Below are 26580 nucleotides of genomic sequence, written 5' to 3'. Positions count from 1 at the left end.
GAAAAGACCATGAAGAAAGTATCACTAAGCGCCGTTTTGCTGGCGTCGTCGGCCCTTGCAGGCGCCGCCTATGCCGAAACGGTCCTGACTATCGAAAGCTGGCGCAATGACGATCTGGCCCTGTGGCAGGAAAAGATCATCCCCGCGTTTGAGGCGCAGAACCCGGATATCAAAATCCGATTTACACCCTCGGCCCCTGCCGAATACAACGCGGCCCTGAACGCCAAACTGGATGCCGGATCGGCCGGAGACCTGATCACCTGCCGTCCGTTTGACACTTCGCTTGGTCTTTATGAGGCCGGTCACCTGACGGATCTGTCCGATCTGGGCGGCATGGCCAATTTCTCGGACGTGGCGAAATCTGCGTGGCAGACCGATGACGGCGCGGCGACCTTCTGTGTTCCCATGGCCTCGGTCATTCACGGTTTCATCTACAACAAGGACGCCTTCAACGAGCTGGGCATCGACGTGCCCACAACCGAGGCTGAGTTCTTCGCGGCGCTCGACAAGATCAAAGAGGACGGCACCTATATCCCGATGGCAATGGGCACCAATGACCAGTGGGAAGCGGCAACCATGGGCTACAACAATATCGGCCCGAACTACTGGAAAGGCGAAGAAGGCCGTCTGGCCTTGATCGAAGGCTCGCAGAAGCTGACGGATGAGGCGTGGGTTGCACCCTATCGCCAATTGGCGAAATGGGGTGAGTACATGGGCGACGGGTTCGAAGCCCAGACCTATCCGGACAGCCAGAACCTGTTCACTCTGGGCCGCGCAGCCGTCTATCCGGCAGGCAGCTGGGAGATCAGCGGTTTCAACAATCTGGCCGATTTCGAAATGGGTGCGTTTAAGCCTCCGGTCCAGAATGCGGGCGATGAGTGCTATATCTCGGATCACACCGATATCGCCATCGGCTTGAACGCCGCGTCACCCAACGCAGAGGCTGCGCGCACCTTCTTGGATTGGGTCGGCTCGGAAGAGTTCGCAACCATCTACGCCAACGCCCTGCCCGGCTTCTTCTCGCTGTCCAGCTTTGACGTCGCGATGGACGACCCGCTGGCGCAGGAGTTCGTAAGCTGGCGTGGCGAGTGTGGCTCAACCATCCGCTCGACCTACCAGATCCTGTCGCGCGGCACGCCGAATCTTGAGAACGAGACCTGGAACGCCTCGACTCAGGTCATCAAGGGCGAGGAAAGCCCCGAGGACGCCGGTCAACGCCTGCAGGATGGCCTCGCCACGTGGTACGCACCGCACCAATAACCACTCACGAAACCAACGGGTCCGGCCTCCGGGCCGGACCCACCCAGAACAGTTGAGGCACAAGATGGGCAACAGCCGGATCAAATGGCACATAGTGGTGTTCCTTGCGCCCGCCGTGCTGGTTTACACCGCCGTGATGATCCTGCCGCTGTTCAACACGCTGCGGCTGGCGCTTTACACCGAGGTTGATCAATCCCGCGTCTTTGTCGGTTTGGACAATTTCCGCACGCTTTTTGGCGATCCTTTGTGGTCGGATGCGTTTTGGAACGCGCTCGGTAACAATTTCTGGTTCTTTTTCATTCACATGCTGGTGCAGAACCCGATCGGCATTGCTTTGGCTGCCATGCTCAGCCACCCGAGGCTGAGGTTTGCCGCATTCTACCGCTCGGCCATCTTCATCCCGACAATCCTGTCCTTTGTGATCGTCGGCTTTGCGTGGAAACTGATCCTGTCGCCGATCTGGGGCATCGCGCCGGACATGCTGGCCGCTGTCGGCCTGAAATCCCTCTACGCTCCGTGGTTGGGGAAAGAGGAATATGCCCTTACCACCTTGGCGCTTGTGTCGGTCTGGCAGTTCGTCGGCATCCCGATGATGCTGATCTATGCTGCGCTGCTGTCGATCCCAGAAGAAATCCTTGAGGCCGCCGAGGTCGAAGGCATCACCGGCATGGCCGCTTTCTGGAAGATCAAACTGCCGCTGATCCTGCCGTCGATCGGCATCATCTCGATCCTGACCTTCGTGGGGAATTTCAACGCGTTTGACCTGATCTATGCCGCGCAAGGCGCACTGGCAGGTCCCGATTTCTCAACCGATATTCTGGGCACCTTCATGTACCGCACCTTCTTCGGGTTCCAGTTGCAGCTTGGCGATCCGCATATGGGCTCGGCCATTGCGACGGGCATGTTTGCGATCATCCTGACCGGTGTCTGCGTCTATCTGTTTCTGATCCAGACCCGCATCCGCCGGTATCAGTTCTGAGGGTGGTAAGATGAACAAAGCCCGCAGAAACCCGTTCAATATCGCCGCCATGCATGGTGCGCTGATCCTGTACACCCTGATTGCGTTGTTCCCGGTCTTTGTGATCGTTATCAACAGCTTCAAATCCCGCAAAGCGATCTTTCGCGAGCCGCTGGCTCTGCCGGATGCCGAGACATTCTCGATGATCGGCTATCAGACGGTGATGAAACAGGGGGATTTCTTCCTCTACTTCCAGAACTCGATGATCGTCACGGTGGTGTCGCTGTTCTTCATCCTGCTGTTCGGCGCAATGGCCGCCTTTGCCCTCAGCGAGTACCGCTTTCGCGGCAACACCCTGATGGGCCTCTATCTGGCCTTGGGCATCATGATCCCGATCCGTATCGGCACGGTCGCCATCCTTGAGATGATGGTCGCAACCGGGCTGGTGAACACGCTGATGGCCCTGATCCTTGTCTACACCGCGCAGGGCCTGCCACTGGCCGTCTTTATCCTGTCCGAGTTCATGCGGCAGGTCAGCGACGATCTGAAAAACGCGGGCCGCATTGATGGCCTCAGCGAATACACAATTTTCTTCCGGCTGGTTCTACCGCTTGTACGCCCAGCGATGGCGACAGTAGCCGTGTTCAATATGATCCCGATCTGGAACGATCTGTGGTTCCCACTGATCCTCGCCCCGGCCGAGGAAACCAAGACGCTCACGCTGGGCAGTCAGGTCTTCATCGGGCAGTTTGTCACTGACTGGAACGCGGTTCTGTCCGCGCTCAGCATGGCGATCCTGCCGGTCATGGTTCTCTACGTCATCTTCTCGCGGCAATTGATCCGCGGCATCACCTCGGGGGCGGTCAAATGATCCGAGTCCTTATCGCAGGTCTGGGCAATATGGGGCTCAGCCACGCGCTGGCGCATCACCATCATCCCGACGCGCAGATTGTTGGGTTGGTCAATCGCTCGGGCCAGGTCGATCAGTCGGAGTTGCAGGGCTATCCCGTCTTCTCGGACTTCCACACCGCTCTGACTGAGACCGCGCCTGATCTGGTGGTTATCGCGACCTATTCCGACAGCCACGCTGACTATGCCTGTGCCGCGATGGAGTTTGGCGCGCATGTGTTTGTCGAGAAACCTCTGGCCACCACGGTCGAGGATGCGCGCCGTGTTGTCGCCAAAGCGGTTGAGACGGGGCGCAAACTTGTGATCGGCTATATCCTGCGCCACCACCCCTCGTGGATGCGTTTGATCTCTGAGGCGCGCGATCTGGGCGGACCCTACGTGTTCCGCCTGAACCTGAACCAGCAATCCACCGGCCCGACTTGGGAGACGCATAAGGCGCTAATGCAGACCACCTCGCCGATCGTCGATTGTGGCGTGCATTATGTGGATGTGATGTGCCAGATCACCGACTCCCTGCCCTTACGGGTCAACGGCATGGGCCTGCGCCTGTCGGACGAGATCGCACCGGATATGTACAATTACGGCCAGTTCCAAGTGGTGTTCGCGGACGGATCAGTCGGCTGGTACGAGGCCGGATGGGGCCCGATGATGTCAGAGACCGCGTTCTTCGTGAAAGACATCGTCTCGCCCAATGGGGCCGTTTCGATCACCGAGGGCAACAAGGGCGCTTCGGACGACGTGGACGGTCACACCAAAGTGGGCGGCATTCTTGTACATCGCCTGGATGGGGACACTCTGATCGAAATGGACGGCGAACCGGGCCATCAGGAGCTGTGCGATGCAGAGCAAGCCTACATGCTGCGCGCCATCGCCGAGGATATCGACCTGACCCGCCACATGAGCGACGCGGTGCAATCCCTGCGGATCTGTCTGGCGGCTGATGAAAGCATTCGAACCGGACAGCCGGTTGACCTGAAGGAGGCGTGACGTGACCGCCCTGAAGCTGAGTAGTGTATGTAAATCCTTCGGACCAGTTGAGGTGCTGAAGAACATCGACCTGACCGTCGAGGAGAATGAATTCGTGGTCTTTGTCGGCCCCTCAGGCTGCGGTAAATCGACCTTGTTGCGGGTGATTGCGGGGTTGGAGGGTGCGACCTCGGGCACGGTCGAAATCGACGGAGAGCAGGTCAATACCGTGCCCCCGGCGAAACGCGGGCTTGCGATGGTGTTCCAGTCCTACGCGCTCTACCCGCATCTCACGGTGCGTGGAAATATGGCGCTTGGGCTGAAGCAGGCTGGCCACCCGAAGGATGAAATCTCGCGCCGCATTTCCGAGGCCAGCCGGATGCTGTCGCTTGAGGACTATCTGGAGCGTCGCCCCGCCGAGCTGTCAGGCGGCCAGCGGCAACGTGTGGCCATCGGGCGCGCGATTGTGCGCAACCCGAAACTGTTCCTGTTTGATGAACCATTGTCCAATCTGGATGCCGCCCTGCGCCTGAACACACGGGTCGAGATCGCCAATCTGCACCGCCAGATTGACGCCAGCATGATCTACGTGACCCATGATCAGACCGAGGCAATGACACTCGCCGACAAGATCGTGGTTCTGCGCGACGGGCGCGTGGAGCAGATCGGCAGCCCAATGGACCTCTACAACAACCCCGCCAACCGCTTTGTGGCCGAGTTTATCGGCTCCCCCGCGATGAATTTTGTCCCGGCGGATATGATCGGCGGCCCAAAGGGCACCTATTTCGGCATCCGCCCGGAATATGCCACCCATTCTGAAACCGGGGCCCTATCCGGCACCGTGGTGCATGTGGAAAACTTGGGGGCCGATACGAATATCATGGTCGATATAGGAACCGGAAAACCCTTCACCATCCGCGCCTTCGGCCAACACAGGGTTGAGCCGGGCGCGCGGACAGGAATCGCCTTCGATCAGGCCAACGTCCTCGCTTTTGGCGAGGACGGGCAGAGACTTTAGCGCTACGCGTCTTCCCCAAGCTCTTTGACGGCGGCCAAGAGGCGGGCGATTTCCTGTTCTGTGTTGTAGTGACAGAAGGAAATGCGGATGCAGTCCGATAGCCCCAATGGCCCCAGCACATTGCCCGAGTAATGGTCGGCCTTGCGCGTATGGGTTCGAATGCCCTGCTGATTCAGCGTCTCGACCACATCTTCGGATGCCTTGCCTTTGAACACAATCGACACCAGCCCCTCACGCGCTGGGTTGTCGGCCCCGGCAAGAATGGTGACGTGATCCATATCGCGCAGACCGGGCAGATTGCCGGTGCCGTTGATGGCTGTATCGGTGAGGTGCGTCTCGTAGTCATGAATGGCACGACCCGCAGCCTCAATCCGCGCGCGCGGGTCAGTCTCGTCCGATACTTCCCCACCCAGCCAGTCGAAGTAAGACACCACATCCGACACCGTCGCATAGGAACCTGTGTCGCGGGTGCCGAACTCCCACCCTGTCGCGGGGGCGTCGATCAGCATGTCGTGGGGCGTATGGGTGAGACGGTCAGAGATCCACGCAATCCCGTATCCGTGACGCGAGAACACTTTGTAAGGTGAGATCGCATAGCCATCTACGTTGTAGGCATCCAGATCCAACTGCCCATGGGCCGCGTGCTGGATGCCGTCAACAATGATCATGCAATCCGGCGCAACCGCCCGGATCGCGGCCGAGATCGCGGCCACATCCATGCCCATGCCTGTCACCGGTGAGGCATGCAGGATCGTCGCCACCGCCACATCCGGGGTCATCAGTGCGGTGTAGTCCTCGGGCGTGACCAGACCGGTGTCGTTGTCATGCGGCACGTTCACATAGTCCAGCCCAGCAATCTCGGCCCAGCGGCGTGCGGCGCTGCGGGTGGCCGGGTGCTCAATGGAGGACCCGATCACCTTGGCTCCCTTGGGTGCGGCCAAACACGCGGTGCGAATCATGCGGAACAACAGCTCGGTGCCGCTTTCGCCTGCAAAGAACTGGCCGCTTGAGGCGTTCATGAACACGCCTAGATCCTGCTTGGCTTTGTTGATCACATTTTGCGTACCCTGCCCCGCAGGGTTGATACGGCCCGGATTGTCCGGGATCGCCGCATAGAAAGCCGAGGTCTCAGCCACCGATTTCAACGTCAGGGCGCCGCCTGCATTCTCAAAGAAAATGCGTTCGCCCTGAAACGGGCACGTGTCGACATGGGCGAACCTGTCGCGAATGGCATCAATAAGCGCGGGGTTGTCTTGGATCATGGGTCAGTCCTGTGGAAAGTCAGAGCGTTCGGACAGCTTGCACGGGCGTGCCGAACAGATCGAATTCAAACACCGGTTTTGTCTTCATGACAAGAAAAAGGGCCGGTTGAAACAACCGGCCCTTCTGCGTCAGTTGAACCGAGGGATCAGTTCGAACCGGCGTTCAGCTTTTCGTTCTGCTCGCGCAGCGTGTCCGAGATGATCGCGTACCATTCGCCGGACTGGCGCATCTCGTTCAGACCCTTGTTCATCATCGCGATGTATTCGCGGGCAAACGGGTTCGAACGGTGAGCCATGAAGCTCATCGACGAGAGAGTCGAAACATAGGGGTTTTCGACGATATCGTCCGATGTCAAACCCATGTCGTTCATGGTTGAGGCAAACAGCTCAACCTCGAATGCAGCAACGTCTGCTGTGCCGGTGAGAACGGCGTCCAGGCACTCACGCGCCGAGTTCGGATGAATCAGGTTCAGGTTTTTGCCGTTCAGGCCAACTTCTTCCAGAACAACCATGCTCCAACCCGCCATACGGCAAAGGGTTGCGCCTTCGAGATCCGAAAACTCTGTTGCGGCGGCGTATTCGCTTTCGGGCAGCGTGAAGAAGCCGCCAACAACGTCGTAGATCGGAACAGACGCCACGAACTGCGTGCAGCGGGCTTCGGTTGCCTCAGACCACTCGTAAGAGCGGTTTGTACAATCGGGCAGCGTCCAGGCAATCGAGATGTCGAATGCGCCCAGCGGCAGCAGAGTGTCCAAGTGCGAAGACCAGTCATCCACGAAGCTGACCGAGAAGTCGCGGCTATTGCCGGCACGCTGCAGGCTGGTTGTCGCCAGACGGGTCATGATGCCGCCGCCGCTCAGGGATTCTGTTGTAAACGGCTCCCAGCCGTTGCCCGCAACCAGTTTGATCGGTGGTGCATAGACGTTCGAACGTTTCACGCTGGCCGCACGCTGTTCTTCCGCCGCGATGATTTCCTGCGCCGACTGACCGTTGGGCAGGCTGCCATCCTCACACGGCAGAGCCAGGACCAGGCCGGGCTCTAGCGAATTGGGGTTGGTGATCTCGTTGCGGTTCGCGTTGAAGATCGGCTGATAGTTCGATGTGCCATAGGCTGCGATCGCGATGGTTGCCATCGTGTCGCCATCCTGCACGGTGTAGTTTGAACAGGCTTCCTGCGCTGCTGCAGCACCTGCGGAGAGTGTGAGGACGGCGGTTGCCGTCATCACTTTGGTATTGAGTTTTTCTCTTAGCATTTTTTATTCCTCCCATAAGTTGGAATGTGGAGATGAGGTTTCAGTTGATTGCGTCTAGCAGTCTTTCGTTATGCTCATTCAGGCTATCCGAGATGATGGCGTACCATTCCCCGGTTTCACGCATTTCGTTCAGGCCCTTGTTCATCAGGGCAAGGTATCTTTGACCCTGAGGATTGGACCGGTGAGTGATGAAGCGAAGGGACGACAGCGTCGAGACATAGGGGTTCTCGACTAGGTCGTTGGCATTCAGGCCCATTTCGCTCATGGCGTCTGCGAACAGCTGCAATTCGAACGTGGCGATGTCGGCTGTTCCAGTGATGACCGCATCCAGGCATTCCCGTGCGGTGGCGGGCTGCACAACCGTCATGGTGTCGTCGCGCAGCAAACCTTCTTGCTCCAGATCGTGCAAAGGCCAGCCTTCCATACGGCAGATCGTGGCGCCGTGCAGGTCGTCAAAGCTGGTGGCTCCGGCGTATTTGCCCTCGGGCACGCTGTAGAAACCGAACACGATGTCGTAGACTGGGGCCGAGGCGTGGAACTGCGTGCAGCGGACCTCGGTCTCCCATGACCATTCATAGCTGCGGTTGGTGCAGTCGGGGATATTCCAGGCCATCGACACATCGAACGCGCCCAGCGGCAGCAGGGTTTCGATATGCGAGTTCCAGTCATCCACGAAGCTGATCGAGAATTGCTCGTTATTGCCACCACGCTGCAGCGTTGTGGTGCCCAGACGGGTGATGAACCCGCCACCGTTCAGGGTTTCATCCGCGAACGGAGCCCAGCCATTGCCGGTCACCAGTTTGATCGGCCGTTTGAACGCACTGCTCTGCGCAGAGTTTGCAAAACGCTCCTGCTGCGCCGCGATGATGTCGCTTGCGCTCTGACCGTTTGGCAGGTTTCCGTCCTCACAAGGCAGGACCAGAGACAGCCCAGGATCCAGCGCGTTAGGGTTGCTGATCGCATCGCGGTTCGCGTTGAAGATGGGCTGGTAGTTGGACGTGCCATACGCGGTCAGCGCGATGGACGCCATGGTATCGCCGTCCTGCACGGTATAATTCGTACAGGCTTGTTGGGCGGCAGCGGCTCCGGCACTGACCGTCAATACGGCAGCGGTTGTCAACGCAACATTATGGAGCGTGAAGTTGGGCATTCGGTGTTTTCTCCAGATAAAATTTGAGATGGCTTTTCAGTTTTCTCAGCCGTTTTCCATTTGATAGCGAAGAGCGGATGACACGATGTCTCGCCATTCGCCGGATTGCTGCATGATCGCCAGACCCTTGTTGAGCGTTTCCAGAATCGCTTCTCCGTCCGGGTTGTCCTTGTGCGTCATGACATTCAGCGACTTGATCGCCGCCAAATTCGGGTTCTCGACTATGCGGTGTTCGTAGCCAAGCCGACCGATGGCTCCGTCGGCCAGGTGCGCTTCGATTGCGACAATGTCGGCCTCGCCCGTCATCACTGCTTCAAAGCACTCGTCCGGCGATTCCGGGCGCAGCAAGGTGATGATCGGCTCGTACAGACTGACCGCATCCATATGTGACAGCGACCAACCTTCGGGGCGGCAGATCGTCGTTCCGGCGAAATCAGCGTAGCTGAGCGCTTCGACATAGCTTGTGCCTTCGCGGGCGAAGAACGTGTCGACCACTTCGTAGAACGGGTTCGAGAAGTTGTAAGTCTCACAGCGGTTGCGGTCGTTTTCGGACAGCGCCGCGGGTTCTTCGCAATTCGGACGCGACCAGGGGAAAGTGCCGTCAAACGCAAGTGTCGGCATCAGCAGATCCAGATGCGAGTTCCAGTCGTTGACGAACTGAATCTTGTAGGCCTGCTCGGGTGCGGCACGCAGCATCGCGGTTTCCACCAGATGCGTATAGAGGCCACGGTGCGGCAGTGCTTCGTCGGTGAAGGGCTGATAGTCACCGCCGGTGATCAATAGCACCTGACGGTCACGTACCTCGGGGCGTTCACCCGTACCGGCATCGCGGATCAGGGCGGCACCTTCGGCGCGTGCCGCCTCGATTTCCTCACGCGCGGCGGCCTTTGCTTCAACCACGGCCTGTTCACTGACCTGCTTGGCCTCGGCTTCGGCAGCGGCCACACGGGCTTCGGCCTCGGCGATGGCCTGTTCCGCACGCTCTTCGGCCGCTTTGACCAGCTCGGCTGCCATTTCGGCGGCCAGACGCTCGGCTTCGGTATCAGCCAGTACCGGAGTACGACCGATATCTTCAAGGCAGGGCATTTCCAGCACGTCACCGACCCGAATGATGTTCGGATTGGATCCAATCACATCGCGGTTGGCGTCAAAAATGATGCGGAAATCTTCCGTCGCATAGACCTGAATCGCCAGCTCTCGCAGACTGTCGCCGCGCTGAATCTCGTAGTTCGAGCACGCCTCTTGCGCCGATGCTGCACCTGTCGCCGCCGCCAGGGCCAGGCTCGATATGATCAATGTGTTTTTCATGGGTCCCGTTGCTTTGCCTTATTATTGTTTCGCAAGTTTCACGACTGCGATTGAGAGGTTGTCTTGATCAGGGTTGTTCTTCGCCAGCACCGCCTGCTGCAGCGCTTCTGCGATTTCTTGCGCCAATGCCTGAGAATGGCCGCCTACAACCGCCTGAAGCTCGTCATCGGTCAGGGTCTGCAGGCCATCACTGCCGAGGATGAGGATATCTGCAGCCGTCATTGCCAGCGGATCTTCCGGGCAATCCACTTTGGGAATCGCACCCCCCATAATGACCGAGGTTAGTTGATTGCGGTCCGGATGAGCCCGTGCCTGCGCTTCGGTCAGCGTACCGTCGGCAACCTGCGCGTCGATCATCGGCGCCATCGAGTGGTCTTCGTTGATCTGCATCAGCGCGCCGTCCCGAAACAGGTAGAGCGGGCTGTCGCCAATCGAAATCCAGAACAGACGCTGCCCCAACAGCAAGGTGCCCAGCAAGGTGGACCCCATGTTGCAGCCATCGCCCTGTTCTTCATTTCGGTTCGAAATCAATGCGTTGGCCTGCATGGCCGCCAAAGGCAACGCATCTATCGCCGCGCGTTCTGACACGGTGTCGCTTTCCAGCTCGGCGTCCAGCGCCTCTCGCCAGGCGGCGACCACGAGGCCTGAGGCGACCTCACCAGCCTCATGCCCGCCCATACCGTCGGCAATCACGACATAGCCTGCATCTGCTGCGTCGAACATACGCGCAGCGATGGCATCCTCCTGCGTGTCCCGCTGACCCTGGTTCAGGATCAGCGCAACGTCATATGCCGGAGTCGCGAGCATCTATCAGGAATCCCGCCAATCAAAACCTTCGTCGCAGAAGGCCATGAAACGGATCGAGGTTTCGCTGATGCGGATCAGATCGCCATTGGACAGCGCCACGGTGCTGAGAACCGGCTTGCCATTCAGGCGCACCAAATTGGCCTTACCGCCATGACCCAAATAGCATTTGCGATCTTCCGGGTCATAAGCAATCACGGCGTGGTTGCTGCGCGAGATGCCGGTGTCGCCGAAATCCAGCTGGATGGCCTGATCATCATTGCGTCCGATCTGCATCAGACCTTCGGTCAGGGTGATGCTGGACCCACGGCCGGGGCCTTGGGTGACAACCAGCCAACCCACCGGGAAGGTCTCTTGCGCGGCTTCGGTCTTGGCCACCGGCTCGGCGGTTTCGATCAGGTCCTGAACGTGGGTATCTGCGCGTTCGAAACCCAGGAAAGTGGTCTTCACACGCGAACGGCGGTCCTCGGCTGGGGCCGTAGTCGGCGCTGGAGTCGGTGTCGGCTCAACCGCTGCGGCCTGCACCTCGGGTTCGGGCTGCGGCTCAGGCTGCGGTTCGGGGGTTTCCGCCACCGGCTCCTGAACTTCGACCTCAGGCTCGACCAGAGCGGCGGTCGGTTCCGGAGTAGGCTCGACCGCGACAGGTTCAATCACTTCGGGCTCTGCCGCTTCGACCTCATCCTGAACCGGCGCTTCGACAAGCTCGTCTTCGGACAGATGCAGGGTCACGATCTGCTCGTCAGCTTCCGGCTCGTCAATCGCTGCTTCCTCGGCCAGCTCTTCGGTCAACGGAGCTTCTTCTGCGAAGATCGACGTTTCTTCCCCGGTGTCCTCGGCCACGTCCTCGGCATCCGAAAACTCGGGCATCTCGCCTTCGGCGGTCAGCTCATCCTCTTCGTCATATGTCTCTTCATACGCCTCAGTGGCCAGATTGCCACCGCCTAGCGCCGCGCGCAGCGCGTTGAAATCCGCAATCGGTTCGGGCTTTTCCTCGGCCGGGGCTGCTGCCTCAGTCGTTTCTTCTTCTTTGGCTTTGCCGGCACCTTCTAGAAGCCGGCTGAGAGGGCTTTTGTATTTGAACATGGTGTCGACACCTTCAACTTGTTGGCACGCAATTTTGTGCCGTTTCGATACCCGCACCACTTCTGTTCGCGCTGCGGTCTTTAATCTTGAAACCAGGAAACTTTTTACCTTTCTGCGTCGGGCCGGATCCCGTCAGGGTGGCTGTCTTTCGAGGGCCACCCTCAGCAAACACACGCTGGCAGATTACGTTCGAACCGGTCTGATCACTCCTGCGCAAGAGGCATGGTTGCGCCTGTATCGGCACCGTTGCGCAATACCGCAAACTGCGCCTGAGGCTGTTCGCCCGACACCAGTTGCGCTAGCACCGCATCGAGGCTTTCCGGTCCTTCGAACGCAAGACCCGTTTCGGCCTCGCTGACCAGCACATCCCCTGTTTGCAAGCTGCCCGACGCGCCTTCGGGCACCTCTGTCACAACTGTCTGCCAGCCACCGACCCCATTGCCGTTGACGCTAAAGCCGTAGCCGTTTTCCAACCCGATCGTGCGGAATGCAGGTAATGCCAGCAGTCCGTTCTGCGCCCGTGTCTCCCCCAGAGGACGGTAGCGCGCGGCTACGCGTAGATACCCGTCGGGATCCACCTGCAGGTTCTCAAGCACCTGTGCCGCAAACGAGGCATCGTCGCGCACCGGCTTGCCGTTCAAGGTAAAGATGGTGGCCCCGCGCTGAACCCAATCGCCGATCACCGACATATCCTGATTGGCATCCACACCCGTGATCGAGAACATATTGCCGGTCGAGGCGCGACGGCGGGACGTATCAAACGGAACCTCAACATCCCAATGCGAAAACGCAACCTGAGCCTCGGCCAGATTGACCGGAGCTGCCGGGGCCTCGGCCTCAGGCGCGGTCACTTCGGGTGCGGCTGCTGTTTCTTCGGGCGCAGCTGCGGTTTCTTCAGGCGTTGCGTCTTCGGTCACCGTTTCTGCGGGGGCTGCTTCTGTGGCAACCGTCTCCGCAGTTTCAACCGGCTCCTGCTCGACAGGCTGCACTGCAGCGCTGACTTGTTCCAGTTCCTGTGAAGGCTCTTCTGTTTGGGCCGGTTCGACCGCCGCTGTTTCGGTTTCCACTACTGCGGTTGCGGGTTCCGCCGCTTCCGTCGCAGGGACCGCTGCCGCAGTCTCGACCTTGTCCGCATCACCGGACATCATCACATACCCACCTGCGGCCAGAGCGATGGCCACAACAGCGACGCCTGCCAACAGCTTGCCATTGCCGCTAGATCCGCTTTTGACAACCGTATCAACCGCAACCGCCGGTTCTTCGCGGGGCGAGAGCTTGGACAGATCCTCTTCGGCCTTGTCCTCATTGCCCATGACAATGTCGGAATTGCCCGCCAACAAAGCGGTCACAACCGCCTCGGCATTTTCGCTTTCAGCCTTGATCCGAGCTTTCTCGGCCTCTTTGTCTTCGCGGTCCATACCGACAATGACCGAAACCGGACGATAGGCGAATGTATCGAACATCACCCCCGGACCGCGGAACATGCGCAACCAGTCCAGCGCCGATTGCAGACGGTCGGTTGCGTGAACCTCCATCGCCTTGTCGATCGCTTCCAGGAAACCTTCGGGATAGCCTTCGAACCGCCCGGTGAGCGGAGTATAGGGGTCTTCCTGACCGTTGTTGAACGCGTTCAGGCGGCTTTGACCATCAATCGGACGCTCACCACTGATCGCGTGATACAGCGTCGCCGCCAGTACATAGAGGTCGCTACTGGGGCCTTGCTCGGCACCGCGAACGTAGAATTCATGGGGTGAGTAGCCATCCTTGATCACCCGCAGCGTCAACAGCGCCGCCGACTTGTTCGCCGCCTGCTCGCGTGCTGCGCCAAAGTCGATCAGAACCGGATCGCCATTCTCGTCGATCAGGATGTTGTCGGGGGAAATGTCCCGGTGCAGCATGCCGCTCTGGTGGATGAAAGAGACCGCCGACAGCATCTTTTCAGTCACCTGCACGATGAAGTCAGGGCCGCTTTCGTTCTCGGGCTTGTCCATGTAGTCCAGCAGGTCGCACCCGCGGATCAGGTCCATGGCGATATAGGCGGTGTTGTTGTCCTCGAACACCTGATGCACGTCGACGATGTTGGGATGCACCAGCCGCGCGTGGTTGCGCGCTTCCTGGATGAATAGATCCACGATCGCGCGCAGGTCTTCGGAGTAAGAGGGATCAGCGGCTTCAACAAGGTCACCGTCGCGACGGCAGAGCGCGCCGGGGAAACACTCTTTGATCACCACGTCCCGCTCCAGGCTGTCACGGGCCAGATAGGTGATTCCGAAGCCACCATTGCTGAGATAGCTCAGGATTTCATACTGCCCACGCAGGAGCTTGGCTCCGGGTTGCAGACCTTCAATTTTTGGTTCGTCGTGCGATGCACCGACAGCCTGGTTATGGCTCATTTCAATCCGCCCGTATTTCTCAAATCGCGGTACAGAAAACTGGGCAATCAGCCCGCGAACTCATAACCAAAAACAACCGCAGGACACTTATGTCCGGTTAGACGTTTCAAATTTGACTTTATTGGGGCCGCCTCATGGCTTCACTATGGATCGTATTTCCCCTAAATCAACATATAGTGCTGGGCCCATTTTGCAATCATAGATATGGTAAATTCACATACATAATTCGAAAACTGAACCAACCAAAACAAGCGGTTGGTCTACGAATTCGAAACAATAGGGAATCGTTTTGGACAGGCCTCGAATCGCCGCAGTGCAGCTCAATTCCAGGTGGAGAGCGTCAGGTTCCGGTCTTGGACTGCTCGGTCGCCACAGTGCTACCAGCCCAGGCGAGGTTGTCGCTCAGCTGCGCCAGAATGCTGATGGCATCACGCAAAGGTGCGTCGCCGCTTTCGAATTGCAGCAGCAGCAGAAGGTCGGTGGCCTTTTCGAACTCGCCGGGAATCCAGTCCGCATCGGGATCGATCTCGCCGCCCTGTTCCAGACGTTCGGCAAAGTCCTCGACGATTTCCTGACAGCTCTGCAGGAACGCGGCCGGTTCGATATCCGAGGATTCACGCAGGTCCTCATAGATGCTGGCAATCGCGGCCAGCCAGTCTTCGAGGATCGGGTTGTTCAACGGCGGCAGGGCCGATCCAAGCGCAGCTTGAACTGAGGAGCTTTCAGCCTCTGGCTCTGGCTCGGGGTCAGAGAGAGTTTCCAGAAATGGCTCAAACAGCTCGGCAATGTCTTTGCGGGCTGCGTTCAGGTCATGCATCCGACGCGCGGAAGCCGCCTCAAGCACTTTCTCAGCCAGATTCTGACCTCCGCAGTTTTCCCACAGATCAAAATCTGGTTCAGGCTCTTGCGCCATGGCTTTCACTGCAACAGGCGTACCGATTGGAACCACGGCGTTGAAAAGGCCTGTTTTTTCCTTATTCAACCGGGCAAGCACGCGGTCCAGAGCATCACGGACGTGAGGCAAATCGGTATGCGTTACGGCCAGTAGACTGTTGTCGCGTAACTCCTGAGGGACCTGCGCCCAGAGATGACGCTCAGTCTCGCGCCAGGCGTTTGTGCCATTGGTACACCAGATGGCGCAGTCCACGAAACGCAGCAGGTCGAGCGTTGGCTTGTAAGTCTCATCCAACGCGCCCGAGCCGGGCAGGTCGAACAACGAAATCTCGCGAAGCGCGGGCGTGTTCAACCCGACCGAGATGAAGTCGGGCTTATCCTCGGCCGCTTTCTCAAGCACGATCCCTGAGTAAGTCTTGGGTTCCTTGTCCCACCAGCCGACAGTGGTTTCAGGCGCGTCCGCATAGGCAACGATCACGAGAGGCAGCTTCAGATGCTGCGGCCCAGTGGGCAGGATGTCCGCCCCGGCCAGCATATTCGCGAGGCTAGACTTACCCGCCCCGAATTCCCCGGCAAAACCGATATTGACCGCGTTGGACAGACGCTCGGCATGGGCCAGAGCCTTCGCGCGCATATCCTCCAGCGCCGAATCCATTGGCAGGGATTCGGTTGCGTTCAGAAAGCGTTCAAGCTGTCTGACGTCCTTTTCGGTTCCGGGAAATTCGATCATTCCGCTGCCTTTGCTTGTCCTTCATCCGCGCGCATCGGGCCAAACACCGTTTCCAGTTCATCGGCGATGCGACGGGCCCGGTCGAACGCATCCTGCGCTTCAGCCTGAGCATTAGTTTCACTCGATCCGGTTCGGTGTTCAAGATAGCCGCCCAAGAGCGCCACATAGTGGTCCAGAACCGTTTTCAGCCGCTCCATCATGTTTTCACGAGCCGTGTCGATCAGATCATCCCCGATCAGTTCGAATTCCTGCACGATCATCCGCTCTGCGCGCGTGACCACGCTTTTGCGCGAAATCAGGCGCGACAGCCAGTTCACCCGCAACTCCACCGTAATACCGCGAGTAAGCGCTGTGGTGTCCGGACGGAACCACCGCACCGCGCTGGTGTTCATTCGGTTGTCGACAGGGTCCTGCCATCCGGGCAAGGCGCGCAGGGCCGCGTTGGCCTGCATGTCGATCGCATAAAGCTCGCTCAGCATGCGCTGGCGGACGACCTGCGTGGCCCCTTGAATCAACTCGCGCATCCGGTCGCGCAGAGGGGTAAAGTTCAGCTCGGTCTCAGCACCTTTGGCCAGCAGAGGCGAATTGCCATCCGGGCCACGCACCACGGCCGAGACCGCCTCGGCCACCGTGTCATCCATGACGCCGCGCAAATTGGCCAGCACGTCATCCATGTCGCGCGTCATCACCTCGGTCTTCTCGGCGACTAGCGCCCTGAGTTCACCAAGCGTTTTGTTGTTTTCGTCCAGATCAACTGCAGTAGAGCCGTCCTCGGATTCAAGCGCGCGCAGCTCGGCCTGCGACCGTTCCAATTCGCCCTGCGCGAAACTGTTCAGATGCTGCCACGCCATCCGCAGCTGTTCGCTGCGAGGGCCGTCGGCCAAGGCCTGTGTCACATGCCGCCGCAGATCCGGCAGACCAGAGGCGATCATGGCAGCAAAGCGCAGAACGCCTTCGCGGCTGATCGGGCCGGGGCCTTGCTTGATCTCTTCCACACCGTCCAGATACTGCTTCATCTGCTCGGGATGGGCGCGCAGCCAGGCTAGGACGTCATCGTGATTGACGCCGGTCTCATCCCCAGTCAGTGCATAGTGCGCCCATTGGGCACTGCCCATTAGCACGTCAATGTCCGAGTTCCCCAGCGCTTGCTCCAGACCATCCAGAACATCGCTGCGCACCTTGCCGGCATCCTCGGCTCCGCCGCCCAGCTCATCCACGCGGTTGATGAAGACGACGATCTGGCCCAGTTCCAGCGCCTGCATCAGACGGAACAGCTTCAGATCGGCCCGTGACAAGGCCTGATGCGCGGACAGAACCACCACAAAGAAATCGGATTCCTTGAGGTACTGACGCGAGATTTCTTCGCGGATCAGCAGCGGGTCGTTGACGCCCGGCGTGTCGGTAACTGTCAGCGGAAACGGGAAATGGCCGATGTCAAAATAGACCTCGGCCTTTCGGGTGATATCACTGTAAAGTCCCCGATCCGAGCCGGGATCGGGGGTTTCGCTATCGCTCGGATCATCTCCCGCGCAGACATAGCGGGCCAGATCGTCCGAGTTCAGGTCTTCCAGATCATGATGTTGACCCAGCAGCTGTTCGTAGCTATCGCCCAGACGCAGACGGGCGCGGGTTTTCATCGCCTCGACCTGCTCTTCGATCATCTCGCGCTTATAGCTGTCCTCTTCATCAGGGAACATGTTGCGCAGCTCTTCACCCTCGGCGATCAGAGCCTGCCACTGGTGATTGTCGAAGAAGTGGAACTCTGCCCCCTCGGTGCGACCTGAAGGATGGCCAAAATGCATATCGGTGATCACCGTCGTCCACGGGTTCACATCCGAGGGCAGGTATTCGGCCTGCCCCGTGAAGCCGTTGATCAAACGCGATTTTCCCGCCTTGATCTGCCCGACGAAGGCAATCGACGGCTTCAACCCCGAAAGGTCTCCGACAATACGCGAGATGAACTGACGGGTTTCGTCATTACTCGTCTCGTTCATGTCTTCGGCAATGCGAATAAGCTCGCGGCGACTGGTTTCACTCATAACTTTTTACCCTGGCAACAAGAAACACTGGTTTGAATTGATGGAAAATTTGAAGGATCGGGAGGCGCTCATGAGTCACCCCCGGAAAGTTTGGGCCACAGGCCAACAACGGCACCCAGCTTGCGCGCGTCATGGACGGCAATAGCGGTCTGACCTTGATCCTGCACCACCGCCACGGCGGCCCCCTTGCCCCCCGAAGGACGCATGACAATCAGTTGAGGTTGCTGCAGCTCGGACTGGCTATCATCGTTCCATCCGGTCAGATCCGCCATGAAACGCGCCAGAAGACCGGCATCCGGGCGCAGTGCGGCGTCTCCTTCGAACTGAGGATCACCTCCGTCGATCAGGCCACGCGCCTGCGCGAAACGCTCGGCACTGTCAAAGAACCCCCGCGCGGCAGAGGTGGAATCCGTTGCCTGAGGCGCAGGCTGTTGAACATCCGGTACAACCGAAACAATCGGCTCCACCGGAAGTTCGATCCGGGCGCAGGCCGTTTCGATTTCGCCAAGCGTGACGCCGACGTCATCGGCCTCAAGCTCGGCATCGGGTTTCAGCGAGACGAATTCCAGCGGCGCGGGCGCGTCGGCGATGTCCGACACCAGCTGCGCAAGTTTGCCGATCAGCCCTTCACGCGGTTCGGTTTCAAAATCCGGCACCATACCCGACCGAACGCGGAACACATCGGTCACACGGGCATTGCTAACTTCAATCGCCAGCACGTCTCCATTGGCCGCAGTAAACTCCAAGCGACGCGGCAGAACGGTGCCACGAATAGCGCGCAGCACACCAGCACGGCGCGCAACCGAGGTCTCGCCCTCGACCGGGACGGCAGGCGACAAACGTGCAACCGAGGACCGCCCGATATTGTCGAGCATGTCGAGTATGTTCGTATCCATCATACCGTGACCCCCTCTGGTCCCGTTCAGACTGCGGCCGCAACCAGCCCTAAGCTGAGATGTGATTTGGTAAGCGCCAACCCTACATTCGCGCTGTTGCTGCAGATGTAGCAGACCACATGTTCGGGATATTCCCGGGTCCGCTGGAAAATGATTACTCTGTCGCCGGAAAACACCGCGATTTCCCCAAATCCCGGTGTTTCAGACGCGTCCCCGCCTGCCTCGCGCAGCATGGTTTCAAAAGCCACCACCCCGCGCCCTTGAAACAGGTTTGCCGCGGCCAAAGCCAGCGTGTCCAGCACGTCCGAGGCATCAGGGTCCTTGACGCTGGTGCCCAGCAACATACCCGTTTCCATGTCGACATACCCGGCTGCAACGCAGTCGGGTATGGTCTCCATCGCCGCGGTCAGAGCAACTTGAATAGACATTTAAACCCTGACCTTCTTCATGTCTTGTCGGCGTCGGCTACAGAACATGCCATTCTGCCCCTCTGTGTTCCCCGGCTTTGGGAATGGACCTGATCGCCTCTTTGGCCTGAGATTCTGCGTACTCGTGGGCAATCTGGTCGAACTCGGCCAGAAAGGCCAGGAATGCGCGTTGAAGCCCCTCGGCATCTGTCGGCAGATCCCCGGCGGCGGCAAGCTCTCGCCACATCGCGGCTGCGCTGGGAAGCTCGCCTGCGGGGATGTCCAGCAGCCCCTCGTTTGCATCTTCCGCAACCTCTTCCGGTTCGGGCTGCGGCATCAGACGCACTTCGACCAGACCGTTAGTTTCGGGTTCCGGTTCAAAGTCGTCGTCATCGCTTCCCGACTGTTCCGCCATCAATGCCGTGATCGACGAGACCGAAACCTCGATCCCGGGCGCATCAGACTGGTCTTCTGTGGCCTCCGTCGGCACAACCTCGGGTGTGTTGGACAAGGTCTTGTTGAGCGATTCCAGAAGGTCTTCAGATTCCTCAGCCTCAGGCGCTGCCTCAGCCACATCATTTGAGGGCCTGGGTGTTTCATCCTCTTCGGCAAAGACATTCTCATCTTCGTCTTCCGCACCCGAGAATTCGAACACGTCCAGGTCCGCCTCGTTTTCAGCGAAAGAGGAGAGGTCCAGCGGGTCTTTGGGTTCTTCTCTGAACTGGGCCCGCAGCTGGTCCTCTTCCGCCTCGGCGGGTTGAGGGTCCGGCGTCGGGACCATTTCGGCGCGCAGGCGCTCGGCCTCGTCCGCGTTGATCCGCTCCCGCTCTACCTCGTCCGAGCGTCGTTCCACGCGGGACGGGCGCACTGGGAAATTGGTGACCACGCCACCGTCCTGATCTGCCACCTCCGGGGTCTCCGAAGTAACCGGATCCACCAGTTGCAACGGCGCGACCTCAGCGGCCTCATCCTTGCGCTTGGGCCGGGTCGGGCGCACCAGCGGGCCGTCAGACTGGCTCTTGTCAATTTGGTACCTCGACAGATGGCCGGCGCGGGTGTCCATGATCTGCTCGGTGATCCCGAGGAAGCAGTCGATCATCTTGCCGCCACCGCTGCGCGCCCACATCTCGGGGTCGCCGGTCTTATCGCGCGCGGTAATCGCATCGCGGGCAGAAAACAGGATCGAGCGGTTGAACAGATGCCCCGCTTCGCGGTTGACCCGACGCAGGACTTTTTGCCGGTCCTTCTGGCCCAGTGCATCAGCGCGCGTGATCAGCAGGATCGAATTGTTCTGCAACCGTTCGGGCAGAGAGACCCATGTCGCACGTTCAGTTTCCCGCCAGGCCTGTGTCGCATGGGTACACCACAGAACGCCATTAGCCTGCCCGACAGCGCGCTGCCAAACATCGGTTGAGATTTTGGGGTCCGAGATACCAGGCGTGTCGATCAGATCAACCGCCTCAAGAATATCGGCTTCAAGGAAAATCCGAATGAACTGCGCGTCGTTGACACCCACACTCTCAAGCTGATCCAGCGAGATATCTTCGGTGCTACCATCATGGCGTTTGACGTAAGCGGAGCGGTTGCCATAGCTGAACCAGACCGGCGGCAGCTGGGTTGCGGTGACTTGCGTCGGCAAGGCCTGCTTGCGCAGCAGAAAGTTCATAAGCGTCGATTTACCGGCGCTGAACTCGCCCATGAGGGCGAAAACCGGCTTACGGCGCGACCACTGCTCGATACGCTCCCATGCCTTGGGGGTGATGAAACGGTTTTGGATGTCTTTTGCCATTTTTCTACTTACGCCGCTTCGTTGCTTAGATCTTTGAGGATGCTGCCCAGAATCTCGTCACGGGATTTCTGCAATTGCAAACCCGCCATCAGCGCCGGATTTTGCCCTGCATCCTTCTCGGCCGTGGCCGAGATATTCAGCAGGGTTTCCTTCTGCTCGCGCAGGAAGTCGGTCAGGACGGCCCGCACGTTTTCAAGCACGGCGGCGACCTGATTTTCCTCGATATCCTTGGTGATCGAGTTCGCTTCGGACGCGATCAGACGGGTGTAGTCAGATGCATAGGCCTCGAACCCTTTGCGCCGCTGCCACCAGCGCCGCCACCATGTGCTTTGCAGGTCCAGCGCGATGGTGCGACCGATCCCCAGCGGGGGCGGTACACGGGGCACGATCGGGGCTTCGATGTTGAACTCACCCAGATGATTGCCAAGCAGTTTCTGATAGAGCGCCTCGACATCCGCCGCTGCTGCCGAATAAAGCGCGCTGGCTTCCTTGCGCATCGAACGGGCAAAGCTGAAATACGCCGCTTTCTGCAGCGTCCGCAGACCCGCAGGATCATACTGCCACGTACCCTGTTCACCATTCTGTTCCAGATGCGAAATCAGGGAGTCAGTGGCCCGTTTGACAAAGCTCGTCTCGGCCGAGTTCAAACGCTCCAGCACCTTGTCGCGCAGCTTGGCGGTCAGGTCAGCGGCCTTTTTGTCATACTCGGCGGAAACAGCAGCAATCGCATCTTCAGGCGACGCGCCGTCAAGATCGCGGACGACGCCCTCACCCCCAGACAGGGTCTTTGCAACTGCAGTGGCGCGAATCTGGCTGGCAATGTTGCGCGCCCGGTGGCGCACACGGTCCAGCAATCTGGCCCCTGCCCCTTCGGCGATACGTTCGTTCATTGCCAACAGAAGGTCGGGCAGCCCCGAAAGCGCCCAGATCTTATCCAGTGACGGCGCCTGATCCCCGAACCCTGCAGCAAGGTAGAAAGTGTTCAGGGCCTCACGCGACTCCTCGGTCAGGATTTCGGGGTTGCCAGTCAAGGCGGCCTCGGCCCACAGGGCGCTGCCGAACACGACACTTGTGTTGGCGTCGATGTTGTTCTGTTTCAGCGTGTCCTGGATCCGGTCGCGGATCTCGGGCACCTGGTTCACCGGATCAGCCAGCTCGTCGATACGGTTCACGAACAGCACGATCTGGCGATTTTCGAACTGGGCGATGATCCGCATCAACGCCATATCCATCGTGGTCAGCGCCTGACTTGCGGCCAGCACGACAACACAAACCTCGGACCCGCGCAGGCTGCGCAGCGTGATCTGCTCGCGCACCATGAAGGTATCGTTCACACCGGGAGTATCGCAAAGCTTCAGCGCAATCGGGTATTGCGGGATGTCCATGTAAAGCTCGGCCGATTTGGTTACATCGGCGAACCGTCCGGTTTTGGGGTCGATATCCGGATCGTCCTCATCGCCCAGACAAACGTAGCGCTGGATCAGCTCTTCATCGAAATAGTCGTACTGGTGGCTTTGACCCAGAATCAGGTCGAAATGCTTGCCAAGACGTTCTTCGGATTTGGCCTTCATCTCACCGATCTGGCGGCGGATATCGTCCATTTCGTCATCCGCACCGGCGCGGTTGGCCAGCTCACCCAGACGACCGCCGCCCACCATCAGGTTGTCCCATTCTTCCTGCTCGAAGAAAGTGAACTTGGACTTGGTGTCTCCCGGCGGGCGCGTGTTGATGTTCAGCGTCGTGACCACCGAGGTCCACGGGTTGACGTCAGAAGGCAGCAGCGCAGGACGGCCTGCCAGAATGTTAACGATCGAGGACTTGCCAGCCTTGACCTGCCCCACCATCGTCACGCTGGCGGTGAAGTTTTCCATTCGCGTCTTGAGCGTCGCCAGTCGCGCCGAGGAGCGCGCATCCGCCACCTCTGTCAGTTGGTCGATCTGCGATGTCAACGACGTCATCGCCGACGTCATCGGCATCAGAGCTTCGTTGCCCACAGACAAAAGGTGGTCATTGCGCGCCATGTTCAGCCTCCGGTTCCTGTTGCCGCGATCCGGTGCGCGTGGTCCGCGCCTTGAGCCGGGATCCCGGTCAGGGTGTCGATACGGGCAATCAGGTTCAGGGCGTTGCCCAGAATCTCGGCCTCGGCCCGTGGTGTAATGGTTTCGTAGCCTTCGGAATCTGCCAGAACCTCGATCGAGCTGAAGCGGTCTCCGTTTTCAAGGCAGGCAACGCGACGCCCGGTCGGAAAGCCATCAGATTTGCTGGCGGGCAGCGGCATCCGCGCGTTTGCCAGCAGATAGTGCTGACCCGAATGGGTGCGCAGTGAAATTCCAAAGCCGGTATTGGGGTAGTCACGGTTCAGGGTTTTGAGTTCACCCAGAAAACTCTCACGTGCAAAGATGACGGCATCCTGCTCGTGGGCAGCGGAGTTGTTCGGATCGGTCACAGCAAAGAACCTCGAGACTGGAGTTGAGCAAAAAAACTCGTAAGGGCGCCTAAGTGGCAGAAAAGACTCATTAACTCCTACGCGACCAAGAAGCCCGTTCAAGGCGGTGTTATTTTGACGCGAATAAGATATTTTGGCGTTTCAAATGTGGCGCCATTAAGGCGCGCGATTCATAAGAATGCCTCAACCCCTACGTGTACGGGGTTCTTCTTCAAAAACACCTATCTCGCGACAAACCGCATAGTCTGCAAATTGGCAACGTTGGCGGACTATACCGCAGCGCTTGGCAAATACCAGCGAATCGCAACGGCGTTTTGTTCAAGCGCAAAAACTTGCCTTTGAATGGATTTTACCCCTCGCGCTTGCGGAAAAGCTTTGCTATCCAGCGCTCCAGTCCGACGCATAAGCGTCCGGTTGCGGGTGTGGCGAAATTGGTAGACGCACCAGATTTAGGTTCTGGCGCCGCAAGGCGTGGGGGTTCAAGTCCCTCCACCCGCACCACTGGTATCCATAGGCGATAATTGTAGCGTTTCAGCTGGTCCGCTGAGCTAGCTGTGCCTTCGAAACCAGAGGCCAGTTTCTTAGTTTCGCGATCCGAACCATTTGCGGTAAATCTCGTCATAGGTTCCATCTTCGCGCAAAGCCAGAAGCGCCTGATTGACCTCTTCCACCAAGGGCGACCCCGTTGGGAAAGCTATGCCGTAATTTTCGCGCAGGAAGATCCCTCCGGTCATCGTGGCGATACGGCGACCCTCATGGGCGGCAAAATAGGACAGGACCGGGGCGTCGAATACGACGGCGTTCAGGTCTTCGGCCTTGAAAGCCTCCAACATTTCATCAAGCCCGGGGTAGGCGACGTATTCGATCTCGCGCCGGTTGAGGAAACTGGCAGCCGTCGATCCCTCGATCGTGCCGACATTTTTGCCGTAAAGATCATTGACCGAGTTCACATTTCCGGTGATCGCATCCACCGTCATCACACTGGTGATCCGGGCGGTGAAGACCGAGACGATGAACAAGGACGACACCACCAGTATGACGCCCAAGATCCGGCCAAAGGGCGTGCGGGGCATCCTCTCTTCAAAGCCGCCATTGACGACCAGATTCAGCGCCCACCAGAAGGATGGAAACCAAGCCTCGTTCAATTTTCGGTCGAAATAGGGCTGCGCGCGACGTTCGAACCCCCACATCAGCATGCCACCCCCAAGAAGGATGGCAAAGGCCAAGCCGATGGCAAAGAACAGCTCGGCCGACAGCAGCGCCTGCAACAGCGACGGCTTACGCGCCGAATCCGAGGGCACCATGATCTGCAACCCGGCCTCGAAGATCGGCTGGCTGAAATCCATCTGCGTCTCACGCAGCGCAGTAATCGAGATGTTTGCGATCGCCAGATCCGCCGTTCCATCCTGAACAGCCGCCAGCATGTCTGCGAAAGCCTCGACCCGGGTGACGGAGTATTCCCATTCCAGCGACTCGGCGAGCGCTGCCAGCAGATCCATGGAAAAACCAGCCTCGGCACCGTCCTCGACATAGGAAAACGGTGGGCGGGTCACCGTGGTGACGTTCAAGGTTTGGGCCAGGCTTTGCTGTGCGAGAACGGCGAAAGTCAGGCTGATCAATGCGTAAAAGGCGCGTTTCATGGTCAAATTACCTGTTTCGCCGCCCTGTAGCGCGATTGAGGTCAAAACAGCAAGGTCACCGCAGGGTAAAGCTCCATGTTTTATTGGCGTCTCAACTCGACACATTGTGGGAATTACCTGGGGAATCTGACGGATTGGGGTTGGCAATCCGGCCAATTCGTTGAATCTGTGCGGTAACCCGAACGAAAACCCAACCCCGAGGCCCGAAATGACTGACGCAGTTCAATTGACAGCGGAATTGATTCGTTGCCCATCGGTCACACCCGTTGAAGGGGGGGCTTTGGTCTTGTTGGAAAATCTGCTGTCAGGTGCGGGGTTTGACTGCACGCGGGTGGATCGCGGCGGCATCTGCAACCTGTTCGCCCGTTGGGGGACCAAAGGGCACCCGCGCAGTTTTGGTTTCAACGGCCACACCGACGTTGTTCCGGTAGGCGATGAGGCCGCATGGACCAAGCCCCCATTTGGGGCCGAGGTGCATGACGGCGTCATGTTCGGACGCGGCACAACCGATATGAAATCCGGGGTCGCGGCCTTTGCAGCCGCAGCTATTGATTTCGTCCGCGATACCCCACCCGATGGGGCCATCATCCTGACCATTACCGGGGATGAGGAAGGCGACGCGCTGGACGGCACGACGGCCCTGCTGGACTATATGGATCAATCGCACGAGCGGATGTCGGTCTGTCTGGTGGGCGAGCCAACCTGTCCCAACCGTATGGGCGAGATGATCAAGATCGGTCGTCGCGGCTCAATGACCGCTTGGTTTACAGTGACCGGGGTGCAGGGGCATTCGGCCTATCCGCATCGGGCGAAGAACCCTCTGCCGGCGATGGCGCGGTTAATGGATCGGCTCGCCAGTCACGAGTTGGATCAGGGAAGCGATCACTTCGATGCCTCTACGCTGGCCGTAGTGACAATCGACACTGGCAATGCCGCGACCAACGTGATCCCGGCGCAATGCAGCGGGGCGGTGAATATCCGCTTTAACGACCTGCATTCCGGGGCTGCCCTTAGCGATTGGTTGCTGCAGCAGGCCGATCAGGTGGCGCAGGATTTCGGCGTTGAGATTGAGACACGGATCAAGATCTCGGGCGAAAGCTTTCTGACCCCTCCGGGCACGCTTTCCGATCTGGTGTCAAAAGCCGTCAAAGCCGAGACTGGCATCACGCCCGAGCTGTCGACAACGGGCGGCACGTCCGACGCGCGGTTTGTCAAGAACCACTGCCCGGTGGTCGAGTTCGGGCTGGTCGGGCGGACTATGCATCAGGTGGACGAATGCGTCGAGGTAGCTCAGATCAAGCAGCTCAAGGCGATCTATACCCGCATCCTGAAAGACTACTTCGCCTGACTGGGTCAGGGGGCTGCGATTTTAGTC

At 59.0% G+C, this 26580-nt stretch carries 21 protein-coding genes and 1 tRNA gene; 7 read left to right on the top strand and 15 right to left on the bottom strand.

Translation table 11 applies throughout. The features are described from left to right. Window positions 1-9: 9 nt before the first annotated feature. From ACR0J4_RS11415 to ACR0J4_RS11395, 5 genes are all read left to right on the top strand, one after another. A complete protein-coding gene (locus ACR0J4_RS11415) occupies window positions 10-1260 on the top strand; it encodes an ABC transporter substrate-binding protein (RefSeq protein WP_170747265.1) in 1251 nt (416 codons plus the stop codon). Window positions 1261-1324: 64 nt separating this feature from the next. Next, the gene (locus ACR0J4_RS11410) at window positions 1325-2239 is read left to right on the top strand and encodes a carbohydrate ABC transporter permease (RefSeq protein WP_170459957.1); all 915 of its coding nucleotides are present in this window, start codon (window positions 1325-1327) and stop codon (window positions 2237-2239) included. A gap of 10 nt (window positions 2240-2249) precedes the next feature. Next, on the top strand, window positions 2250-3089 hold the full coding sequence (locus tag ACR0J4_RS11405; RefSeq protein ID WP_170375704.1) for a carbohydrate ABC transporter permease: 840 nt from the start codon (window positions 2250-2252) through the stop codon (window positions 3087-3089). Further along, a complete protein-coding gene (locus ACR0J4_RS11400) occupies window positions 3086-4114 on the top strand; it encodes a Gfo/Idh/MocA family protein (protein WP_170642587.1) in 1029 nt (342 codons plus the stop codon). The genes ACR0J4_RS11405 and ACR0J4_RS11400 overlap by 4 nt, the downstream gene beginning before the upstream one ends. Before the next feature lies 1 nt (window position 4115). Further along, window positions 4116-5111 carry an ABC transporter ATP-binding protein gene (locus ACR0J4_RS11395; RefSeq protein ID WP_170552175.1) on the top strand — a complete coding sequence of 332 codons (996 nt, stop codon included), beginning with the start codon at window positions 4116-4118 and terminating at the stop codon, window positions 5109-5111. 2 nt (window positions 5112-5113) lie between these two features. On the opposite strand, the gene ACR0J4_RS11390 is transcribed toward ACR0J4_RS11395, so the two are convergent. From ACR0J4_RS11390 to ACR0J4_RS11325, 14 genes are all read right to left on the bottom strand, one after another. After that, complete coding sequence (locus ACR0J4_RS11390; protein WP_170552172.1) at window positions 5114-6373, bottom strand: aminotransferase class V-fold PLP-dependent enzyme; 1260 nt, start codon at window positions 6371-6373, stop codon at window positions 5114-5116. 146 nt (window positions 6374-6519) lie between these two features. Continuing rightward, complete coding sequence (locus ACR0J4_RS11385) at window positions 6520-7626, bottom strand: LysM peptidoglycan-binding domain-containing protein (protein ID WP_170471522.1); 1107 nt, start codon at window positions 7624-7626, stop codon at window positions 6520-6522. Between the two features lie 40 nt (window positions 7627-7666). Beyond that, window positions 7667-8776: a LysM peptidoglycan-binding domain-containing protein gene (locus ACR0J4_RS11380; RefSeq protein WP_170375715.1), complete on the bottom strand. Its 1110-nt coding sequence runs from the start codon at window positions 8774-8776 to the stop codon at window positions 7667-7669. A gap of 45 nt (window positions 8777-8821) precedes the next feature. Next, the gene (locus tag ACR0J4_RS11375) at window positions 8822-10084 is read right to left on the bottom strand and encodes a transporter substrate-binding domain-containing protein (RefSeq protein ID WP_170552163.1); all 1263 of its coding nucleotides are present in this window, start codon (window positions 10082-10084) and stop codon (window positions 8822-8824) included. Between the two features lie 21 nt (window positions 10085-10105). Further along, complete coding sequence (locus ACR0J4_RS11370) at window positions 10106-10891, bottom strand: PP2C family protein-serine/threonine phosphatase (RefSeq protein WP_170552160.1); 786 nt, start codon at window positions 10889-10891, stop codon at window positions 10106-10108. Window positions 10892-10894: 3 nt separating this feature from the next. Then, on the bottom strand, window positions 10895-11971 hold the full coding sequence (locus ACR0J4_RS11365; RefSeq protein WP_170642586.1) for an FHA domain-containing protein: 1077 nt from the start codon (window positions 11969-11971) through the stop codon (window positions 10895-10897). Window positions 11972-12174: 203 nt separating this feature from the next. Continuing rightward, entirely contained in the window at window positions 12175-14364 is a 2190-nt protein-coding gene (locus ACR0J4_RS11360; RefSeq protein ID WP_170642585.1) for a serine/threonine-protein kinase, read from the bottom strand. Window positions 14365-14704: 340 nt separating this feature from the next. After that, window positions 14705-15988: a dynamin family protein gene (locus ACR0J4_RS11355; RefSeq protein ID WP_170642584.1), complete on the bottom strand. Its 1284-nt coding sequence runs from the start codon at window positions 15986-15988 to the stop codon at window positions 14705-14707. Beyond that, a complete protein-coding gene (locus tag ACR0J4_RS11350) occupies window positions 15985-18027 on the bottom strand; it encodes a dynamin family protein (RefSeq protein WP_170642583.1) in 2043 nt (680 codons plus the stop codon). Before ACR0J4_RS11350 ends, ACR0J4_RS11355 begins: the two co-directional genes overlap by 4 nt. Window positions 18028-18095: 68 nt before the next feature. Then, a complete protein-coding gene (locus tag ACR0J4_RS11345; RefSeq protein WP_170642582.1) occupies window positions 18096-18926 on the bottom strand; it encodes a hypothetical protein in 831 nt (276 codons plus the stop codon). Window positions 18927-18949: 23 nt separating this feature from the next. Then, entirely contained in the window at window positions 18950-19351 is a 402-nt protein-coding gene (locus tag ACR0J4_RS11340; RefSeq protein ID WP_170642581.1) for a hypothetical protein, read from the bottom strand. Between the two features lie 37 nt (window positions 19352-19388). Then, window positions 19389-21119, bottom strand: a complete 1731-nt coding sequence (locus tag ACR0J4_RS11335) for a dynamin family protein (protein WP_170642580.1) — start codon at window positions 21117-21119, stop codon at window positions 19389-19391. A gap of 8 nt (window positions 21120-21127) precedes the next feature. Then, window positions 21128-23140, bottom strand: coding sequence for a dynamin family protein (locus ACR0J4_RS11330; protein ID WP_170642579.1), 2013 nt, complete (start codon window positions 23138-23140; stop codon window positions 21128-21130). A 2-nt stretch (window positions 23141-23142) separates the two neighbouring features. After that, complete coding sequence (locus ACR0J4_RS11325) at window positions 23143-23565, bottom strand: hypothetical protein (RefSeq protein WP_170459901.1); 423 nt, start codon at window positions 23563-23565, stop codon at window positions 23143-23145. Window positions 23566-23981: 416 nt separating this feature from the next. Here ACR0J4_RS11325 and ACR0J4_RS11320 point away from each other — a divergent pair. Continuing rightward, window positions 23982-24066 (top strand) — tRNA-Leu (locus ACR0J4_RS11320). Window positions 24067-24146: 80 nt separating this feature from the next. Here ACR0J4_RS11320 and ACR0J4_RS11315 read toward each other — a convergent pair. Continuing rightward, window positions 24147-25205 carry a transporter substrate-binding domain-containing protein gene (locus ACR0J4_RS11315; protein ID WP_170642578.1) on the bottom strand — a complete coding sequence of 353 codons (1059 nt, stop codon included), beginning with the start codon at window positions 25203-25205 and terminating at the stop codon, window positions 24147-24149. 208 nt (window positions 25206-25413) lie between these two features. Here ACR0J4_RS11315 and dapE point away from each other — a divergent pair, with 208 nt between their 5' ends. Next, the gene (gene dapE / locus ACR0J4_RS11310) at window positions 25414-26553 is read left to right on the top strand and encodes a succinyl-diaminopimelate desuccinylase (RefSeq protein ID WP_170642577.1); all 1140 of its coding nucleotides are present in this window, start codon (window positions 25414-25416) and stop codon (window positions 26551-26553) included. Window positions 26554-26580: the final 27 nt, after the last annotated feature.

The organism is Ruegeria sp. B10 (genome assembly GCF_056539825.1).
Note: the sequence above shows the minus strand (reverse complement) of the source record. Positions and strands in the feature narration are given on the sequence as shown.

Coding starts and splice junctions, on each gene's coding strand:
- ACR0J4_RS11330 (WP_170642579.1), bottom strand. CDS start 23,140: ATGGCGCGCAATGACCACCTTTTGTCTGTGGGCAACGAAGCTCTGATG.
- ACR0J4_RS11345 (WP_170642582.1), bottom strand. CDS start 18,926: ATGATGGATACGAACATACTCGACATGCTCGACAATATCGGGCGGTCC.
- ACR0J4_RS11385 (WP_170471522.1), bottom strand. CDS start 7,626: ATGCTAAGAGAAAAACTCAATACCAAAGTGATGACGGCAACCGCCGTC.
- ACR0J4_RS11405 (WP_170375704.1), top strand. CDS start 2,250: ATGAACAAAGCCCGCAGAAACCCGTTCAATATCGCCGCCATGCATGGT.
- ACR0J4_RS11375 (WP_170552163.1), bottom strand. CDS start 10,084: ATGAAAAACACATTGATCATATCGAGCCTGGCCCTGGCGGCGGCGACA.
- ACR0J4_RS11400 (WP_170642587.1), top strand. CDS start 3,086: ATGATCCGAGTCCTTATCGCAGGTCTGGGCAATATGGGGCTCAGCCAC.
- ACR0J4_RS11350 (WP_170642583.1), bottom strand. CDS start 18,027: ATGAGTGAAACCAGTCGCCGCGAGCTTATTCGCATTGCCGAAGACATG.
- ACR0J4_RS11365 (WP_170642586.1), bottom strand. CDS start 11,971: ATGTTCAAATACAAAAGCCCTCTCAGCCGGCTTCTAGAAGGTGCCGGC.
- ACR0J4_RS11370 (WP_170552160.1), bottom strand. CDS start 10,891: ATGCTCGCGACTCCGGCATATGACGTTGCGCTGATCCTGAACCAGGGT.
- ACR0J4_RS11315 (WP_170642578.1), bottom strand. CDS start 25,205: ATGAAACGCGCCTTTTACGCATTGATCAGCCTGACTTTCGCCGTTCTC.
- ACR0J4_RS11355 (WP_170642584.1), bottom strand. CDS start 15,988: ATGATCGAATTTCCCGGAACCGAAAAGGACGTCAGACAGCTTGAACGC.
- dapE (WP_170642577.1), top strand. CDS start 25,414: ATGACTGACGCAGTTCAATTGACAGCGGAATTGATTCGTTGCCCATCG.
- ACR0J4_RS11380 (WP_170375715.1), bottom strand. CDS start 8,776: ATGCCCAACTTCACGCTCCATAATGTTGCGTTGACAACCGCTGCCGTA.
- ACR0J4_RS11335 (WP_170642580.1), bottom strand. CDS start 21,119: ATGGCAAAAGACATCCAAAACCGTTTCATCACCCCCAAGGCATGGGAG.
- ACR0J4_RS11415 (WP_170747265.1), top strand. CDS start 10: ATGAAGAAAGTATCACTAAGCGCCGTTTTGCTGGCGTCGTCGGCCCTT.
- ACR0J4_RS11360 (WP_170642585.1), bottom strand. CDS start 14,364: ATGAGCCATAACCAGGCTGTCGGTGCATCGCACGACGAACCAAAAATT.
- ACR0J4_RS11340 (WP_170642581.1), bottom strand. CDS start 19,351: ATGTCTATTCAAGTTGCTCTGACCGCGGCGATGGAGACCATACCCGAC.
- ACR0J4_RS11390 (WP_170552172.1), bottom strand. CDS start 6,373: ATGATCCAAGACAACCCCGCGCTTATTGATGCCATTCGCGACAGGTTC.
- ACR0J4_RS11410 (WP_170459957.1), top strand. CDS start 1,325: ATGGGCAACAGCCGGATCAAATGGCACATAGTGGTGTTCCTTGCGCCC.